The organism is Hyalangium gracile, assembly GCF_020103725.1.
GTDB classification, from domain to species: Bacteria; Myxococcota; Myxococcia; order Myxococcales; family Myxococcaceae; genus Hyalangium; species Hyalangium gracile.
In genome coordinates this window covers 623,652-640,211 of the sequence record NZ_JAHXBG010000002.1, presented here as the reverse complement: position 1 = coordinate 640,211, position 16,560 = coordinate 623,652, and the positions used below count along the sequence as shown (strand labels likewise).

Genomic DNA, 16,560 nt, shown 5'->3' with positions numbered 1-16,560 from the left:
TGTTCCGCCGGTTTAGTGATGAAGCGGCTGGAAGGGAACCGCCGAGTGATCCCCGGAAGCGCGGAAGTCAACAGCCCTGCTACTTCTTCGGATTCCGGCGGCGAGGGAGCTTCACGGGGGCATCCCCCGGTCGGGCCCACCGCTCCAGGTAGGGCCCCAGGTCGAACTTCTCGGCCGTTCGCAGCGAGCTCATCGGACGCACCTTGCCGAGCACCTTCCGCTCCTGGAAGGGCCGGTCGTGCAGCCCGAGCACCCACATGAAGTTGGCCACGCTGGCCGGATCCCGCCCGTCCAGGGCGTAGCGATCGTTGAGGTGGGCCATGCGCTGGAGCGCCTCGGCGGGGGTGGGGCTCCACTCGAGGATCTTCTTGCCCCAGAGCATGCGCAGGTAGTTGTGGATGCGGCCGCGCTCGCGCAGCTCGCGCTGGGACGCGTTCCAGAGGCCATCCCCCGTGCGCGCCCCGTCCAGCTCCTCCAGGGAGTAGAGGTGCTCGCGCTTGTCCTTGCGGTGCGTCTCCAGGGACTCGCGGGCCCAGCGGGGCAGGGACTCCACGGAGAGCTGACGGGGCACGGCGGTGTGGGTGCAGTAGTTGAAGGCCAGCTCGCGGCGCACGAGCAGCTCCTCCAGGAAGGACTGCATGCCCGGGTGCTTCTCGCCGCCGGCCTTCAGCACGGTGCGGGCGGCCTCCCCGGGGAACAGGTGGCCCCAGTGGAAGTAGGGGGACAGGCCGGACTGCTGGTCCCTGCCGGGATCGTTCCGCTCGGTGTCGTAGCCCTCCAGGCGCGTCTCGATGAAGGCCTGGAGCGTCTTCAGCGCCGCGGCCCGCCCTCCGCGCACGTCGGGCACGGGGGGCACCGAGTGATCGATCTGGAAGGTGTCGAGCGCCTTGCGCAGGGCCTTCGCGTCCGAGAGGGCGAAGTCCGGAGAGAGCTGTTTCGCGGCGCGGGTGGCCTTCAGCGGGCGAGGGGAGAAGGAGCGGCCCAGGTACTCCGGCCACAGCTTCCGGAGCTTGGGTCGCAGGGTGTACGCGCCGAGCTGGGGCTCGGTGATGCGCTGCATGGGCACCACGCAGGAGGCGTCCACGGCGAACAGCGGCACGTCCAGCGCCTTCGCCGCGCCGCGCAGGTGGCCGGGGATGATGAAGGCGGGGAACAAGTCCGAGACGATGGCCGCGGCGCGCTTTCCCAGCTCGGCCAGGCGGGGGCGGTGCTCCCGGGGGCTGCGAGGCAGCTCGAGCCAGTACGGCAGCCCGTGGCGGGCACAGGCGGCTGGCAGCTCCGCCAGGCCCTCCAGGGCGAAGGCGTGGAGCCGGTCCGAGGCATGCGGGTAGTCCGGACGCAGGGCCTGGTAGACGACGACGGGCAGGCTCAGGTGGTTGCCCAGGGCGATGGCCGCGTCGAGCGCGGGGTTCTCGTCCGCGCGATGGTTCACCATGCACCAGTAGAGGACGAAGTCCCGCCCGGAGGGCAGGGGCGCCTCGTTCACGACCAGGACACGGGAGGAGTCGACATCGAGCTCGGACCAGGAGAAGCCAGAAGGCATGGTGCCCTTCCGATGCGCGAGCGCCCTACGCGTCGCGGCACGTCGCACCGCGTCGAACCCTGGAAGTGCGAGCCTCTGAACGTCCCGGAAATCCCAGCTGATAAACCGGGCTGGACGACCTGGGGAGTGGGCTAGCTTGCCCGGCGGGTCCCCACTGGAGGTGTCTCGATGCGCGTCCTGGTCGCCGACGAGTTTCCCAAGGTCCACCTCGATTCCCTGCGGGGGTTGGGGCTGACCGTCGACTTCCGGCCCGGGCTCAAGGGCGACGCGCTGGCGGAGGCCGCCAGGGACGTCTCCATCCTGGTGGTGCGCAGCACGGAGGTGCCCGCCAGGGTGTTCGAGGTGGCCAGGGGGCTGTCCCTGGTCATCCGCGCGGGGGCCGGGGTGAACACCATCGACGTGAAGGCGGCCAGCGCCCACGGCGTGTTCGTGGCCAACTGCCCCGGGCAGAACGCCATCGCGGTGGCGGAGCTGACGTTCGGGCTGATGCTGGCGGTGGATCGCCACATCCCGGACAACGTGGCCTCGCTGCGCCAGGGCGTGTGGAACAAGAAGCGCTTCTCCCAGGCGCGGGGCCTCTATGGGCGCACGCTGGGCATCGTGGGCCTGGGCGCCATCGGCGCGGCGGTGGCCGAGCGGGCGCTGAGCTTCGGGATGCGGGTGGTGGGTTACTCGCGCTCCTTCACCCCCGAGCGGGCGAAGGCGCTGGGCATCGAGCGGGCGGAGAGCCTGCTGGCCCTGGCCCGCCAGAGCGACGTGCTGAGCGTGCACGTGCCCGCCTCGTCCGAGACGAAGGGGCTGATCTCCCGGCAGGTGCTGGCGGCGCTGCCGGACGGGGCCCTGTTCATCAACACGAGCCGCGCGGACGTGGTGGACAACGAGGCGCTGCTCGAGGAGGCCCGCCGGGGGCGCATCTCCGTGGCCACGGACGTGTTCCCGGACGAGCCCAAGGGCGGCGAGGCCACCTTCCACAGCGAGCTGGGCAAGCTGCCCCACGTCTACGGCACGCACCACATCGGCGCCTCCACGGAGCAGGCGCAGGACGCCATCGCGCGGGAGACGGTGCGGCTCGTCGACAGGTTCCTCAACGAGGGCGTGGTGCCCAACTGCGTGAACATCGCGGGGAGGACGCCGGCGCGCTACCAGCTCATCGTGCGCCACCACGATCGGGTGGGCGTGCTGGCCAACGTGCTGGACGCCGTGCGCCAGGCGGGCATCAACGCCCAGGAGATCGAGAACACCATCTTCGAGGGCGCCCAGGCGGCGTGCTGCAAGATCCAGCTGGACTCCAGGCCGCCGGAGGAGATGCTGGAGCGTATCCGCTCGCGAGCGGAGGAGATCATCTTCGTGGACCTGGTCGAGCTACGCGCCTGAGCCGACCGAAGCAAAAAACCGGTGCAAGAGCGCCTCGGTTGCGCTCTGGTACGCGGCTACGAGGCCGGAGCTTGAGGAGTGCTTGCGTGTCACACCTGAGAACCTGGAGCTTTCTCGCCGTCGCCGTCATCGCCGTCATCCTGCCGGGATCCTCGCGGGCACAGCCCCCGCCATCCTCACCGCCCCCGGTCACCCCGTACTACCCGCCTCCCGCGGATGCGCAGACGGCGCCTCCCGCCCCGGCGCCCACGCCCGCGGATCAGCAGGCGGTGCCACCGCCCCCGTCCACCTCGGGTACCCAGGGCACCCAGCAGGGGACCACGACGATCCAGGCCACGCCGGACACCCAGCCCCCGGCCCGGACGAGTGATGCCCCGGTGGCGCCTCCCGAGCCGGAGTCGCTGCGCACGCGACCCCAGGAGCCGCTGCGGCCGGGCTTCAACCCCACGCCGCCGCCTCCTCCCGAGGACACCGGGGCGATGCTGGACGGGCGTCCTCGCCAGGGCCCCTTCCTGTCGGGGCCGGGCAGCCTGACGTTCATCCTCCACCACACGCTCCTGGGCGCCATGGGCGGCCTCTTCACCCAGGGCTTCGCGCAGGAGTTCAAGATCGACCGTGACTCGCGCGAGGCGATGCTCGCGGGCACGCTCATCGGCGCGGGCCTGGGCTTCGGCGCCTCCGCCTGGTGGCAGTTCAACAACTGGGTGGATCGGCCGCTGAGCTACTTCGGCATCGCCAACTCCGTCGTGGGAGGCATGTTCCTGGGCGGCTTCATGGATCTGCTCGCGGACGACCGGGACGTGCTGGCGTGGTCCTCGTTCGTCGGCGCGGAGCTGGGCGCGTGGCTCACCGCCGTCGTGGGCACCGGGCAGCTCCCGCTCAACCACGGCCTGCTCATCTCCTCTGGCGCCGCGTGGGGACTGGCCTCCAGCGCGCTGCTGCTGGCCATCATCCACTTCTCGGGCACGGAGATCCGGGGGAAGACCTGGGCGGACACATTGCTGATCGCCCCCGGCATCGGCGCCGGAGCGCTGGCCATCGCCACCATGCGCTACAGCCCGACCTCCGGGCAGGTCCTGCGCGCCAACATCTTCGGCGGGGGGGTCGGGGCCGCCGTGCTGCTGCTGTCCGGGCTGGTGCTCGGAGGCTTCGATCAGCCCACGCCCTACGTGCTCTCCTTCCTGGCCTCCGCGGGCGCCATCACCACGGTGAGCCTGCTGTGGGAGGAGAGCGTGGATCGCACGGCCGTTCCCTCGGGCACAGTGGGCTACCGCTCGAAGAAGAAGCCCTACAAGGGCTACTGGTAGCTGCCCGCCAGGAGAGCGGACGGGCGGCCGTGGTGGCAGGGGAGGGAGGGCGACCCCACCTTCTTCCCGTATGGCTCGAGTCCTTCCGTTTCCTGCTCTCTTGTCCACCCTGGGGACCCACCTCGAAGCGGACGGGCCCTCGTCCCGAGGCGTGCCTCAGCCCTCGCACGTCCGGCCGCTGCTCGAGGCGCCCAACCCGGACGCCGAGCTGGGCCGGTGGCGCGCGTCCGGAGCCGTCCTGCGCGATCCCCGGCCGGCCCTCTACGTCGTGGAGCTGCATGGCCCCGCGGGGAAGCTGAGCGGGCCTCCGGTCCGCTTCCTCCTGTGCTCGCTGAGGCCTGACGCCGCGCTGCCGCTCGAGCACGATCCCTACCGTCCCCGCTCGTGGTGCGCGGAGCCCGCGGTCACCCTGGCCGCGGACGATCACGGCGTGCTGCGAGGCCTGCTGGCGGAGGCGGCCGAGCGGGCGGGGGTGGTGTGGCAGGGGGCGTTCCGGGGCTCGCGGGTGGTGCTGCGACGCATCGAGCCATCGGCGATCTCCAAGCGCATCCAGGGCGTGCTGGACGAGGCGCCCATGCGCCCGCTGGCGGCGCTGGACGAGGAGCACCCGACGCTGGCGGCGGTGGTGCCGCTGTCCGATCCAGGGCTCCAGCTCGAGCCCATCCACCGGGCCCTCAAGGGGGTGGACACGTTCAAGGAGGACACCTTCCTCAAGCTCGTCACGGCCTACGCACGCGTCTATGACCTCGACGAGCCGCTGACGACGCCCCGGGGGCTGGGGGCCGCCCGCGAGCGCCTGGCCACCCTCATCACGGGGCACCACGCGGTGCTGCTGGTGATGCCGCAGGGGCGGGGGAAGATCCTCCGGTTCCGGCAGGGGCTGGACCTGGCGCACCTGAAGGCGGCGCCGCGCAACCCGACGCTGCGGAGCCTGGATCTGGCGCTGCTCAACGCCCTGGTGCTGCGCACGGTGCTGGGCATCCAGGAGCCGGAGGCGGCGGGGCACCCGCAGGTGTTCCCGGTGCGGGAGCTGGAGGAACTGGTGCAGGGCGTCGAGTCGGGGCTCTACCAGGCAGGCTTTGCCCTCAACCCTCCGCCGGTCTGGGAGGTGCGGGCGGTGATGGAGGCTGCCGCGACGCTGCCCTCGCGAACGCTGAGAGTGGAACCTCTTCCACCGGCGGGCCTCCTGTTCCTGGACCCCGAGGCTTAGCTTTTCAAGGTGCGGCTCCCGTCCTCCAAACCCCTGCTGGAGTGGCCTTGGCAGGTGCAGCTGGAGCTGCGCCCGGGGCCCGGGGAGACGCTGGACGCCATCTGTGGCGGTGAGGTGCAGGTGCTCCAGCGGCGGCTGGGCTACCGGTTCTCGCTGGATCCCATCCTGCTGGCGCACTTCGCGGTGTACGAGGGCGGGGCGCACCGCGGGCGGCTGATGGACCTGGGCACCGGCAGCGGCATCATCCCCCTGGTGCTGGCGAAGCGGCTGGGGCGCAAGGACATCACCGCGCTGGAGCTCCAGCCGAGGCTCTACTCGCTGGCCGAGCGCAACGTGTACCTCAACCGCTGCGAGGAGCAGGTGACGCTGGTGCAGGGGGACCTGCGCCAGGTGGACCGGCAGTTCGCGGCGGGCAGCTTCAGCCACGTGCTGTGCAATCCGCCCTATCGGGCGTGCGCGACGGGGCGCAGCAGCCTGACGATGGAGAAGGCCATCGCGCGGCACGAGGTGGCGTGCGCGCTGCCGGATGTGGCTCGCGCGGCCAGGTACCTGCTGGCACCGAAGGGGGGCCTGTGCGTGGTGTTCCCGGCGGCGAGGTTCGCGGAGCTGGCGGCGGTGCTCCGGGAGCATCGGCTGGAGCCGAAGACGGCGCGCATGGTGCACCCGCGGGCCGATCGCCCCGCGAAGCTGGTGCTGCTGCACGCGGTGAAGGGCGGCCGCGCGGACCTGACGGTGCTGCCGCCGCTGGTGGTGCACGCCGAGGACGAGCACGCGTTCACCGAAGAGGTGAGCGCCATGGTGGAGTGAGCGCCCGGCTCACCCGAAGTGCTTGCGGTACTCCGCCTCCACGAACTCCGGGGAGAGCCGACCCGTGTCATCTCCGCTCCTCCACGAGGCTCCGATTCCATGGGACAGGGGCGCCCAAGGCTTTAATCTTTCGTCCGTCACTCACGAAGCCGAGATCAGGATGACCGAGAGAGAGCTCCAGCGCTTCCCCGTGGATGTGAACCCCACGACCGCCGACTACCCGAGGTCCGAGCCTGTTCATAAGCTCTTCGAGAAGCAAGCGCAGCGGACTCCCGAGGCGGTCGCGGTGGAGTCCGGCAAGGAGCGCCTCACCTATGAGGAGCTGTCCGTCAGGGCTCGCCAGCTGGCCTCCCTGCTTCGGCGGCAGGGGGTGGGGCCAGGAAGCCGGGTCGGCATCCTCCTCAACCCTTCGCTGGATCTCATCGTCGCGCTCCTCGGGTGCCTCGAGGCTGGCGCGGCCTACGTCCCCCTGGAGCCGCTGCGACCGCTCCACTACACGCGGTTCGTCATCGAGAACTCCGGTGCCTCCATCGTCCTCACGGAGCCATCGCTGGGCGAGCCCCTGCGTGATCTCCCGGTGCGGTGCATCTCTCCCACGGAGGTCGAGCCCTCGCCCCAGGAGGGCAGGGAGCCGGAGGCCACTCTCTCCCCGGAGGATGCCGCCTACGCCATCTATACGTCGGGCACGACGGGGAGTCCGAAGGGAGTCCTCGTGCCGCACCGGGCGCTCACCACCTACGTGTGGTGGGCGTGGAAGCTCTACGTGGGCTCCGAGGTCGCCACCTTCCCGCTGTACTCGTCGCTGGCCTTCGATCTGACCGTGACGTCGATCTTCGTCCCGCTCATCTCGGGCGGGAGGATCATCGTCTACCCGGGGTCCTCGGCGGGGGCGGCGCTCATGGACGCCATCGAGGACAATCGCGTCGACATCGTGAAGCTCACCCCGAGCCACCTGTCGCTGCTCGTCACGCGCAAGCATCCCGGCAGCAAGGTGCGGCGGCTCATCGTCGGCGGCGAGAGCCTGGAGACCCGGCTGGCGCTGCGGGCCATGGAGAGCTTCGGCTCCCACCTGGAGATCTTCAACGAGTACGGCCCCACCGAGGCGACGGTGGGGTGCATCGTGCACCGGTTCGATCCGGGCACGGATGTCCAGGACTTCGTCCCCATCGGCCAGCCGGCGCCGAATGCCCAGGCCTACGTGCTGGATGGCTACATGTCCCCGGTGGCGGAGGGGGTGACGGGCGAGCTGTACCTGGGCGGCGACTGCCTGGCGCTGGGCTACCTGGGCGACCCGGGGATGACCCAGGAGCGCTTCATTCCCAGCCCCTTCGTGAAGGGCGAGGTGGTGTACCGGACGGGCGATCTCGCGCGCTGGCTGCCCGGGAGTGTCCTGGCGTTCGAGGGCCGCAACGACACCCAGATCAAGTTCAACGGCCACCGTGTCGAGCTCGAGGGGCTGAAGAGCCTCCTCAACCGGCACCTGGCGGTTCATGACAGCGTGGTCCTGCTCTGCACGGATGCTGGCTCCAGCGCGCTCGTGGCCTATTACGCGGCGGAGCATGCGATCGACTCGTCCGTGCTGCGCGCCTTCATGGCGACGATGCTGAGCCAGGAGATCATCCCCCAGTACTTCGTCCACCTCCCGCGCCTGCCGCTCACCGCCAACGGGAAGATCGACACGAAGGCGCTGCCTCGACTCGAGGAGGTGAAGGGCCGCATGCGGAGCGCGTCCGCCGCGCCCAGCACCCCCACGGAGACGGAGCTGGCGTCCATCTGGCGCGGATCGCTCGGCCTCGCGGAGATCGGCGTCGACGACGACTTCTTCGAGATCGGCGGCCACTCGCTGCTGGCCAACCAGATCATCCTGAGGATCCGCGAGGCGCTCGGGGTGGACCTGAACATGCGCAGCATCTTCGAGAACCGGACCATCGCGGCGCTGGCTCGAAGCATCGAGCGGACCCGGGGCAGCGAGCAGATCCGCCTGGCGACGGGCGCGAGCACCGAGGCCGAGCCTCTTCCTCGCTTCATTCCCGAGCCCGAGCTCCCTCGTGACGCGACGCCCGCGCTCGGAGCGGCCGCGAAGAAGAGCGACGAGGAGAACCTCGTCCTGGCGGAGTCCATCACGTCCGTGGACGAGAAGGTCGGCGCGTTCTACAGCCGGTTCCCCTGGCCGTGGAACTCGTCCAAGTTCGACACGCTCCAGGATCCCGAGTTCGAGCGGATCATGGTGAGCCAGGAGGTGGGGGACTTCAGCCACACGGCCGTGCCCCGGGATGCGTCCATCTGGGTGGCGGGCTGCGGAACGAACCAGGCGCTGCTCACCGCGCTGCTCTTCCCGAAGGCGCGGGTGCTGGGGACGGATCTGTCCACGAAGTCGATCGAGATCTGCGCGGCCAATGCCGCCGCGCTGGGCGTCAAGAACCTCGAGCTCCGGCTGGAGAGCATCAACGACGCGACGTACGAGGAGCAGTTCGACTTCGTCGTGTGCACGGGGGTGATCCACCACACCTACGAGCCGGCCCACGCGCTGGGGCGGCTCTCGCGGGCCCTCAAGCGGGACGGGCTGATGGAGCTGCTCGTCTACAACCGGTTCCACCGGACCATCACGAGCGCCTTCCAGAAGGCGATCCGCATCATGACGAAGGGGCTGCCGGCCAACGACTATCCGGTGGCGAAGCGGCTGGCGGCCGGGTTCGCCATCGACAACACGATGGCGCGCTTCATCAGCCGCCACCGGGACTGGGAGGAGTCGGACTTCGCGGATCTGCTCATCAACCCGGTGGAGCACAGCTACACGGTGGACTCGCTGGCCGAGCTGGCGGCCGGGTGCAACCTGGAGCTGGCGCGGCCCTGCATCAGCCTCTATGCGAAGTACCGCGCCGAGAGCATCTTCTGGGAGATGGCGTTCGCCGACCCGGACATCCAGCGCGTCTACGACGCCATGCCGGACCTGGACCGGTGGCGCGTGTCGAACCTGCTGATGCACGAGAAGTCGCCCATGCTCTGGTTCTACCTGCGCCGCCAGGATGCGCGGACCCCGCGAAAGTCGGAGCAGCAGCTCAACGACGAGTTTCTGCGGACGACCTTCGAGCGCGCCAGCACGATGCAGCAGAGCTACATCCGGGGGCAGGACGGGCGCTTCCGGCTCTCGATGAAGTCGATCGTCCACCCGGCCTCCGTGCCGGAGGACTCCGTGAAGGCCCTCTATGAGCGCTTCGATCGGAGCCGGGTCATGGGCGAGGTCTTCGCCGAGCTCGGGATTGCGCCCCACTTCGGCAACGTCCAGCGCGCTCGGCTGCGGCTCACGACGCCAGCCTTCCCCTATCTCCGGGCCGTTCCGTCACGGTGACTCCTCGGCCAGGGGCTCGCCTCACTTCTTGAGGAGGAAGGCGTCCGCGAAGCCCTTCACCCGCTCCTGGGGCCTCGAGAAGATGAAGGTGATGACGCTCACTCGCCGCTCCGAGTAGGTCATGGCCAACTCCGCGACCGAGCGCGTGTCCTCGGCGGAGGCTGGGCTGAAGCGGTACACCTCGGGCGAGCCGCTGCTGCTGACGAGCAGACGGCTCGCCGTGAGGTCCGCCAGCCGGGCGGCGGCGGAGGCTTCTGTGATGCGGAGCTCCAGCGCCACCGTCGATGCCGTCCACTCCCGATCCGTCACGTTCCGAAGCAGGAGGAGGACCTCCAGCTTCTCGATGGAGTCGATGTGCGACATGAGGAAGCGCTGAACCCGCTGGGAAAGAGCGGCGTCAGTCACGTGCCTACCTATTTATCCTCAATGATTTGAGTGCAAACTAATTTCCGCTCAGAGTTCTTCACGCGACATCGCGGCCCGGACTCGCTTGGCAGGAGGCCTCCCGGGGGAGCGGCGCTCCTGGACGGCGGCACCGGAGCGCCTGCCCTCTGGGGCAGGGGCGGTTCCGACAGTCCACGGCGCGCCAGGGGCCAGCTTCTACTCTGAGTGGCGCTCCCTAACTTGCTGGTTCGGTTCAGCCAGGAGGAGCGCCGGCCATGCCGCGAGTGTTCGCCATCACCACTCCCGCTGCCACGATCACCCTGGAGCCGAGCGGGCGAGGCGAAGTGTCCTTCACGGTCTCCAACGTGACGGACGGTCTCCTGCGGGCGAAGGCGAGCCTCGTGCCTTCGTCCGCTCTGCCGGGCGAGTGGCTGAGCCTGCGGGGCTCCGTGCTGCGCGACATGCCGCCCGGGAGCACGGAGGTGTTCACGGTGGAGATCCAGGTGCCGGCGGGGACGGCGCCGGGCCCACGCACCTTCAGCCTGGTGGTGGCCGACAACGACGTGCCGGACGAGCGCTTCGCGGAAGGTCCTGCGGTCTCCGTGTCGGTGAGTGCACCTGTCGCGGCGCCTGCCAGGGGCTCTCCGTGGTGGCTCGTCGCGGTGGGAGTCGGCGTGGTGGTCGCTGGCGGCGTGGCGGCGTTCCTCGCCCTGCGTGACGGCGAGCCTCCGCCCGCAGGGTGTCCGGTGGGGCAGAGCTCGTGCGCGGGCGAGTGCGTGGATCTCCAGGTCGATGGCCAGAACTGTGGCCGCTGCGGCGGCACCTGTGGTCCGGATCAGCGCTGCCAGGCGGGCATCTGCCAGTGCACGCAGGGCCTGGCGCTCTGCGGCGGTGCCTGTGTCAGCCTCGAGAGCAGCGACGAGAACTGCGGCCGCTGTGGGAACGCCTGCGGCGCGGAGTTCGACTGTCGCGCGGGGCAGTGCGTGCGCACCAGCTGCCCTGGGGGAGGGACGCTGTGCGGGGGCCAGTGCGTCGACACGGAGACGGACAGCCGGAACTGCGGGAGGTGTGGAGAGGCGTGTGGTCCGGACCGGGTCTGCCGCAACGGCCGCTGCCAGTGCCCGGGCACGTTGACGGTCTGCGGCAGTCAGTGCGTCGACACCCGGGCGGACGAGCAGAACTGCGGCAGCTGCGGCAGGCGCTGCGGAGCGGGCCAGCTCTGCCAGGCAGGCACGTGCCAGTGCCCCCAGGGGCTGACGCTGTGTGGCGGCGCCTGCGTCAACCTCCAGACCAGCGATGCGAACTGCGGCCGCTGCGGCACCTCGTGTGGTGCGGGCTTCGACTGCCGCAACGGGAGGTGTCTCCGCACGAGCCCTTCCTCGGAGTGTGGCCTGGGGCAGGTGATGTGCCCCTGTACGGGGACGTGCCTGCCTGCGGCGCTCTGCAAGAAGCGCTGCGACGAGGGCCGTCAGCCGCTCTGAGCGCGGAGGGGGGGCTGGACCCGGAGCCCTGGAAGCTATATTGTTTGAGCTCAAAATAATTGGATGTGCGGTGCTCTGTCGGTTCGTCGAGGGGGAGTCCCTCCAGGAGTCGCTGGGGCACCGTGCGGTCATCTGCCGGAAGCCGAGAATGCGCCGATCCCTCACGCTCATGTCGTTGCTGTCGTCCCTGCCGGCCCTCGCGCTCAGCGAGGGGGCCGGGGCTGTTGCTGCCCCGGGGGACTCGGTGCTGCCTCACTTCCTCCTGGCTCGGCCCTTCTGGGTGCTGGAGCTGTGGCAGTGGCTGGGGCTGGCGCTGGCCGTGGGTGTGAGCCTGCTGGTCGGGCGTGTCCTGGAGGGGCTCGCGCTTCGCGTGGTGGGGCGCGCCACGGCGCTGACGAAGGCGGGGTGGGACGACCAGATCATGGCCGCGGGCCGAGGGCCTCTGCGCCATCTGCTGTTCGTGATGCTGGTGGCCGCGGGGGGGCGGCTGTTGCTGCTGCCGGCTCCGGCCCAGCACATGGTGGATGTCGGGGCCCGGTCGGTGGCGATCGTGACCCTGGCCTGGTTCCTCCTGCGGTTCCTGCGGCTGGCGGCGCTCTTCATGGAGCAGAAGGTGGCCCAGGGGGGGAGTGGTGAGGATGTCGGCCGTGCTCGCGGGATTCGCACGCAGCTGGCCGTGCTCCGGCGTATCGCGGATGTCGCGGTGGTGCTGGTCGCGGCGTCGCTGCTGCTGCTCCAGTTCGAGGTGGTGCGCAACGTGGGGGTGTCGCTGCTGGCGTCGGCGGGCATCGCGGGGCTGGTCATCGGCCTGGCGGCGCAGAAGTCCATCTCCACGCTGCTGGCGGGCATCCAGCTGTCCATCACGCAGCCGGTGCGGATTGGAGACACCGTCATCGTGGAGAACGAGTGGGGATGGATCGAGGAGATCACCCTGACGTACGTGGTGGTGAAGGTGTGGGATCTGCGGCGGCTGGTGGTGCCGATGAGCCACTTCCTGGACAAGCCCTTCCAGAACTGGAGCAAGGTGTCGCCGGAGATCCTGGGCACGGCGGAGATCTACGTGGACTTCCGCACGGACGTGCCGGCGATGCGCGCGGAGCTCCAGCGCATCCTCGAGCAGGAGTCCCAGGGGCTCTGGGACGGGAAGGTGCAGGGGCTCCAGGTGACGGGCCTCTCCGAGCGCACGATGTTGATGAGGGCGCTGGTGAGCGCCTCGGATGCGGGCAAGGCGTTCGATCTGCGCTGCCTGGTGCGCGAGAAGCTCATCGCATGGCTGCAGCGTCAGCCTCAGGGCTTGCCGCTGATGCGAGCCGAGGCGAGCCACCAATTGCCCGGAGAGCCCGCGCTGTTGCTGGGAGTGCCCACGGCCGTGGGCAGCCGGGCGGGAGGCAATGTCGTGGTTGCCAGGCCCAAGGAGTGAGCCGGTACGTCAGGGACATTCGGCTATGGGGATGCGGTTCGTAGCTTCTGAACCCACGGGTGGGGAAGATCCTCGTCAGGCGTCAGGAAGTCGAAGGCCCCCGCGCGCACCTGGGCAACCAGGGGTTCGTCGTGGGCTATGAGGTGCGGCACGCTCCACGGGAAGACGCTCTCCGGGAGGCGGCTGGCGATGTACTCCGGGTCCACCACCATGAGCTCGAGATAGCGGGAGTAGGTGTCGAAGAAGCGGTCGACGCTGGAGGCCACGGGAACGCAGGTGAGAGCATCCACCGCCTCGATATAGACGACGGGCTGGAGCCCCTCAGGGGTGGCCAGCCTGGGGACAGTGGCGAAGTAGAGGGAGAATCCCGTCTTCCTGCCGAAGATGAGTGAGGAGCGGAACTGCACCGCATCCAGTTCCCTCAGCCGCTCGTTCCATGGAATGAGGTCGAGCGACTCGGAGCCAGGGCCGTAGAGGGACAGAGGACCGAAGTCGGCGGCACCGAAGCGGTGGTAGACGGCCGCGAGCTGGGGATCGAAGGGCTCTCCCAGGACAGCGTCTCCTGCCTTGGGTGCATTTGCCACGGGAAGGGAGCGGCTCAGCGGAAGCGACTGCTGCTGGCAGACGGCAATGAGTCGGTCGAGCCCAGGGAGCGGAGTCTCGGAGAGCATGCGGGTCCTGCCTCACGGAACGAGCAAAGCCTTGAGCGCGGCCACTTCACCGAGTGCTGCTCGCTGGGCGTTGGCCAGAGCAGCGGCATCGGCTGGGTTGTACACCTTGTGGAACCAGCGGCTGTAGTGGTGATTGATGGTCTCGACGACCTGGGTGACGTCCTGTGGCTTCATTCGCTGCGCGGCTCGGCCCAGTGAGAGCCAGACCGCGTTGACGCTGCGATGCACGTCCACATGGAGTCCCACGAGGTTCGCCCTGCCATTGATGTCCAGCTTCGGGAAGAGGTGGGCATATCGCATCGGGTAGAGGTGATGCACCTCGTAGGCTCTCAGGCCCGCCTCGCCCAGGAGCTTCGCGAACTGGGGGTGGTACAGGCTGAAGTACTCCTCGCGAGCCCATGCCCAGAGCCTGTTCTTCGCCGTGTCGTCCAGCGGGGTCTCCAGAACCTTCTCCATGCGGATCATGAGGGCTCGGAGCTCTTGTTTCTCCACCTCGGTGAGTGCCTTGAGGCCCTGGGTCTCAGCCTTCATCCACAGCCGGACGAGCAGCTCCCGATCCGCCGTAGGGGTGCGCACCAGGAGGTTGCGGAACCAGAGCACCGCGCCCCTTCCACCCTTGGAGAGGAAGGAGAGGACCGTGGGGGCTCCCTTTCCCACCAACACCCAGCCTCCCTTGAGCGCCAGTCCTCCCACGAGGCTGTAGGCGAGCTGCTCCAGGGTGAAGCCCGCGGCAAGGACGGCGTACTCACGTGTCTGCTCCTGGAACTGTGTGAGGATGGACTCGTGGATCGCCCGATACTCCTGGTGGATGTCCGCGACGCTTGATGGAGGAGGGGCCGGTTCCAGGACTCGTGCCTCCTCGAGGCTCCAGCGTGGGAGAGATTCTCCATTCCGGTGTTCGCCCTTCATGGAGAGGGACAGCGTCCGCTCCCCAAAACCGCGCGTGAATGGCAGCAATGCCGCGACGAGGAGAGGGACCTCGCTCTCGCTGGCGGACAGGGCCAGGCCATCTCCGGACGCGTGCAACCTCTCGGGTTCCCAGTCGACAATTCGAGCGTCATCCAGGGACACCCGAGCGACGAGTGCAGCGCGGCCACCGCGAGGGACGGACATCAGCCGCGCGATACGGCGAGAAGCATCCAGCACCTGCCGGTGCGTCTCCGCGGCGCTTCCATCTCGCATGGAGGGGATCGTCCTCGCGTGGAGAGGTGGCTCTTTCTCCAGAGAGGTAGAGAGGTCAGCGCTCCATCCAGTCTCCTGCCGTTGGAGAATGAACGTGACTTCGCGGGCAGTCGTGCCGATGAGGGTAGGGAGTTCACCTGTGAGGTGGGGGAGGAATGTTTCTCGGGAGAAGGGGCTTGACCGCCCTTCGCCTGCCTTGGTGCGGTGCACCGACAGCAGCGTAAGTGCCCCTCCAGACGACCAGAAGTGGAACGTCCATTCGGCTCCAGGGACATTCGTGGGGCCTGCCACGCTCCACAAGATCTCCCACGCTCGCTCGGCTTCGCGCTCCCGAGCCGGTTCCCAGGCGCTGGCATCCGACTCACGCCATGGCGGTTCGTTGGAAGGAGATGCGTCGCTCGATGAGTCCCCGGCCAGGGTGTTCGAGCCATGGCCCGCTAACTGCCATTGCCCGCCTGGTCGTCTGGCTGCGGATGGCGCGGTGCAAGCCGTAATAAGAGAGATGACCAGCAGAGCAAGCGCTGCGACCAGGGGCCGTCTCATCATCTCCAGTCCTCCTCCGTGGATTCCGTGACGGTTTCCACCTTAAGCGAGCCAGTTGTCCCCTGGAGGCGCGCCAGGTCATCACAGACCGCCGCGGGCCACTCCACCTCCCATGGATACATGGGCGGGCTCGCTCGGCCCATGGGGAGGAAGCCCATGCGCAGCAGGTTCTGGTGGGTGCTGGGAACAGCCAGCCTGGCGATCGCTCTCGGCGGATGTGGCTCTGGCGTCGAGTCCATCCCGCAACCGCATGTCCGACTTCCGCAAGAGCGCCACCTCCTCGGGAGAGGCCGTCGTCGTCCACCTCTCCGCCCAGGAGGTCCGCATCGAGGACAACGACATCTCCAAGGCCGGCAAGGGCATCGCGGTGGGCGGCGTCACCCACGGCGCCAACCCCACCGAGATCGTCGTGAAGGGAAACCGCATCCGAGACATCTCCACCGCGGGTGGGAGCGACGGGGCCGGCATCCGCGTCGAGAACGCCAACCAGGTCCAGCTCGAGGGCAACACCATCGAGGACACCCAGGGCTACGGGATGATGCTCGGGCTCGGGACCAACGGCGCTCCCAGTCGCGATCTGCTCGTGCGCAACAACGTCATCCGCACCGAGAAGCTCATCCGGCTGGGACGGCAGCGGCCCGGGCTCCGGATGGAAGCGAACCGCTACGAGGCCGGAGGTCTGTTCAAGGCCGAGCCCAGGAGACGCGCGACTTCGCTCAGTGGAAACAGCTCTCCGGTGTGGACCAGGGCTCCCGCGTGGAGCCTTGAGCCCGCGCGTTCCCTGGAGGCTCAGCCGCCTCGGCGGTGGCGCCCGCGGAAGTGGCGGTCCAGGTGGCTCTCCGCCTGATTCCAGACCTCCTGCGTCCGGGGCGGCAGTGGCCCCCCGTGCTCCGGGAGATCCTCCTGGCGCACCCGCTGGAGCACGGCGCGCGGCGAGTCGGCTCGGGCCGGAGGCAGCAGGGCCTCCACGGCGTGGATGTGCGCGTGGGCCTCGTCCACCACCTTCAGCGCCTCCTCCAGCGACACCTCTCCCTCCGCCAGGGCCGTCGCCAGCAGGCAGCGGTAGCGGCGGCAGGCCTCGGGGCGCTCCGCGTACACCTTGCAGCTCCGTCCCTCCAGCGCGCTGCAGTGCTGCGTGAACCCGGGCGAGGTGCCATCCGCCCGCTTGATCACCGCCAGCCCCAGGCGCTCCATGGGCTCGATCTCGGTCCGGCGCAGCGGCACCGTCGAGAAGAGGTTCCCGTCGCAGCACAGCCCGCAGCGCTGGCAGAGGGTGGACAGAGACATGA

At 69.2% G+C, this 16,560-nt stretch carries 13 protein-coding genes; 8 read left to right on the top strand and 5 right to left on the bottom strand.

Going from position 1 to position 16,560, the window contains the following annotated elements; all coding sequences use genetic code 11:
* Positions 1-79 precede the first annotated feature (79 nt).
* On the bottom strand, positions 80-1,543 hold the full coding sequence (locus tag KY572_RS06135) for a deoxyribodipyrimidine photo-lyase (protein ID WP_224241345.1): 1,464 nt from the start codon (positions 1,541-1,543) through the stop codon (positions 80-82).
* Between the two features lie 168 nt (positions 1,544-1,711).
* Between KY572_RS06135 and KY572_RS06130 the strand changes: the two genes are divergently transcribed.
* The 5 genes from KY572_RS06130 (at position 1,712) to KY572_RS06110 (ending at position 9,590) form a co-directional block, all read left to right on the top strand.
* Positions 1,712-2,917 (top strand): 3-phosphoglycerate dehydrogenase family protein, encoded by a 1,206-nt coding sequence (locus tag KY572_RS06130; protein ID WP_224241344.1) that lies wholly within the window; start codon positions 1,712-1,714, stop codon positions 2,915-2,917.
* 86 nt (positions 2,918-3,003) lie between these two features.
* The gene (locus KY572_RS06125; RefSeq protein WP_224241342.1) at positions 3,004-4,224 is read left to right on the top strand and encodes a hypothetical protein; all 1,221 of its coding nucleotides are present in this window, start codon (positions 3,004-3,006) and stop codon (positions 4,222-4,224) included.
* Between the two features lie 70 nt (positions 4,225-4,294).
* The gene (locus tag KY572_RS06120; RefSeq protein ID WP_224241340.1) at positions 4,295-5,434 is read left to right on the top strand and encodes a DUF1015 family protein; all 1,140 of its coding nucleotides are present in this window, start codon (positions 4,295-4,297) and stop codon (positions 5,432-5,434) included.
* Positions 5,435-5,488: 54 nt separating this feature from the next.
* Complete coding sequence (locus KY572_RS06115) at positions 5,489-6,241, top strand: tRNA1(Val) (adenine(37)-N6)-methyltransferase (RefSeq protein WP_224241338.1); 753 nt, start codon at positions 5,489-5,491, stop codon at positions 6,239-6,241.
* Between the two features lie 160 nt (positions 6,242-6,401).
* Positions 6,402-9,590 (top strand): amino acid adenylation domain-containing protein, encoded by a 3,189-nt coding sequence (locus KY572_RS06110; RefSeq protein ID WP_224241336.1) that lies wholly within the window; start codon positions 6,402-6,404, stop codon positions 9,588-9,590.
* 21 nt (positions 9,591-9,611) lie between these two features.
* Here the strand turns inward: KY572_RS06110 and KY572_RS06105 are convergent, their stop codons facing one another.
* Positions 9,612-9,995 carry a hypothetical protein gene (locus KY572_RS06105; protein WP_224241335.1) on the bottom strand — a complete coding sequence of 128 codons (384 nt, stop codon included), beginning with the start codon at positions 9,993-9,995 and terminating at the stop codon, positions 9,612-9,614.
* 254 nt (positions 9,996-10,249) lie between these two features.
* Between KY572_RS06105 and KY572_RS06100 the strand changes: the two genes are divergently transcribed.
* Positions 10,250-11,455, top strand: a complete 1,206-nt coding sequence (locus KY572_RS06100; RefSeq protein WP_224241333.1) for an MXAN_6577-like cysteine-rich protein — start codon at positions 10,250-10,252, stop codon at positions 11,453-11,455.
* A gap of 148 nt (positions 11,456-11,603) precedes the next feature.
* Complete coding sequence (locus KY572_RS06095; protein WP_224241331.1) at positions 11,604-12,875, top strand: mechanosensitive ion channel family protein; 1,272 nt, start codon at positions 11,604-11,606, stop codon at positions 12,873-12,875.
* Between the two features lie 23 nt (positions 12,876-12,898).
* Here the strand turns inward: KY572_RS06095 and KY572_RS06090 are convergent, their stop codons facing one another.
* On the bottom strand, positions 12,899-13,459 hold the full coding sequence (locus KY572_RS06090; protein ID WP_224241329.1) for a hypothetical protein: 561 nt from the start codon (positions 13,457-13,459) through the stop codon (positions 12,899-12,901).
* Between the two features lie 99 nt (positions 13,460-13,558).
* Positions 13,559-14,938 (bottom strand): hypothetical protein, encoded by a 1,380-nt coding sequence (locus KY572_RS06085; protein ID WP_224241327.1) that lies wholly within the window; start codon positions 14,936-14,938, stop codon positions 13,559-13,561.
* Between the two features lie 583 nt (positions 14,939-15,521).
* On the opposite strand from KY572_RS06085, the gene KY572_RS06080 reads away from it, so the two are divergent.
* The gene (locus KY572_RS06080) at positions 15,522-16,118 is read left to right on the top strand and encodes a right-handed parallel beta-helix repeat-containing protein (RefSeq protein ID WP_224241325.1); all 597 of its coding nucleotides are present in this window, start codon (positions 15,522-15,524) and stop codon (positions 16,116-16,118) included.
* Here KY572_RS06080 and KY572_RS06075 read toward each other — a convergent pair.
* Positions 16,061-16,558 (bottom strand): YkgJ family cysteine cluster protein, encoded by a 498-nt coding sequence (locus KY572_RS06075; RefSeq protein ID WP_224241324.1) that lies wholly within the window; start codon positions 16,556-16,558, stop codon positions 16,061-16,063. The two genes, KY572_RS06080 and KY572_RS06075, sit on opposite strands and share 58 nt — an antisense overlap.
* Positions 16,559-16,560 lie beyond the last annotated feature (2 nt).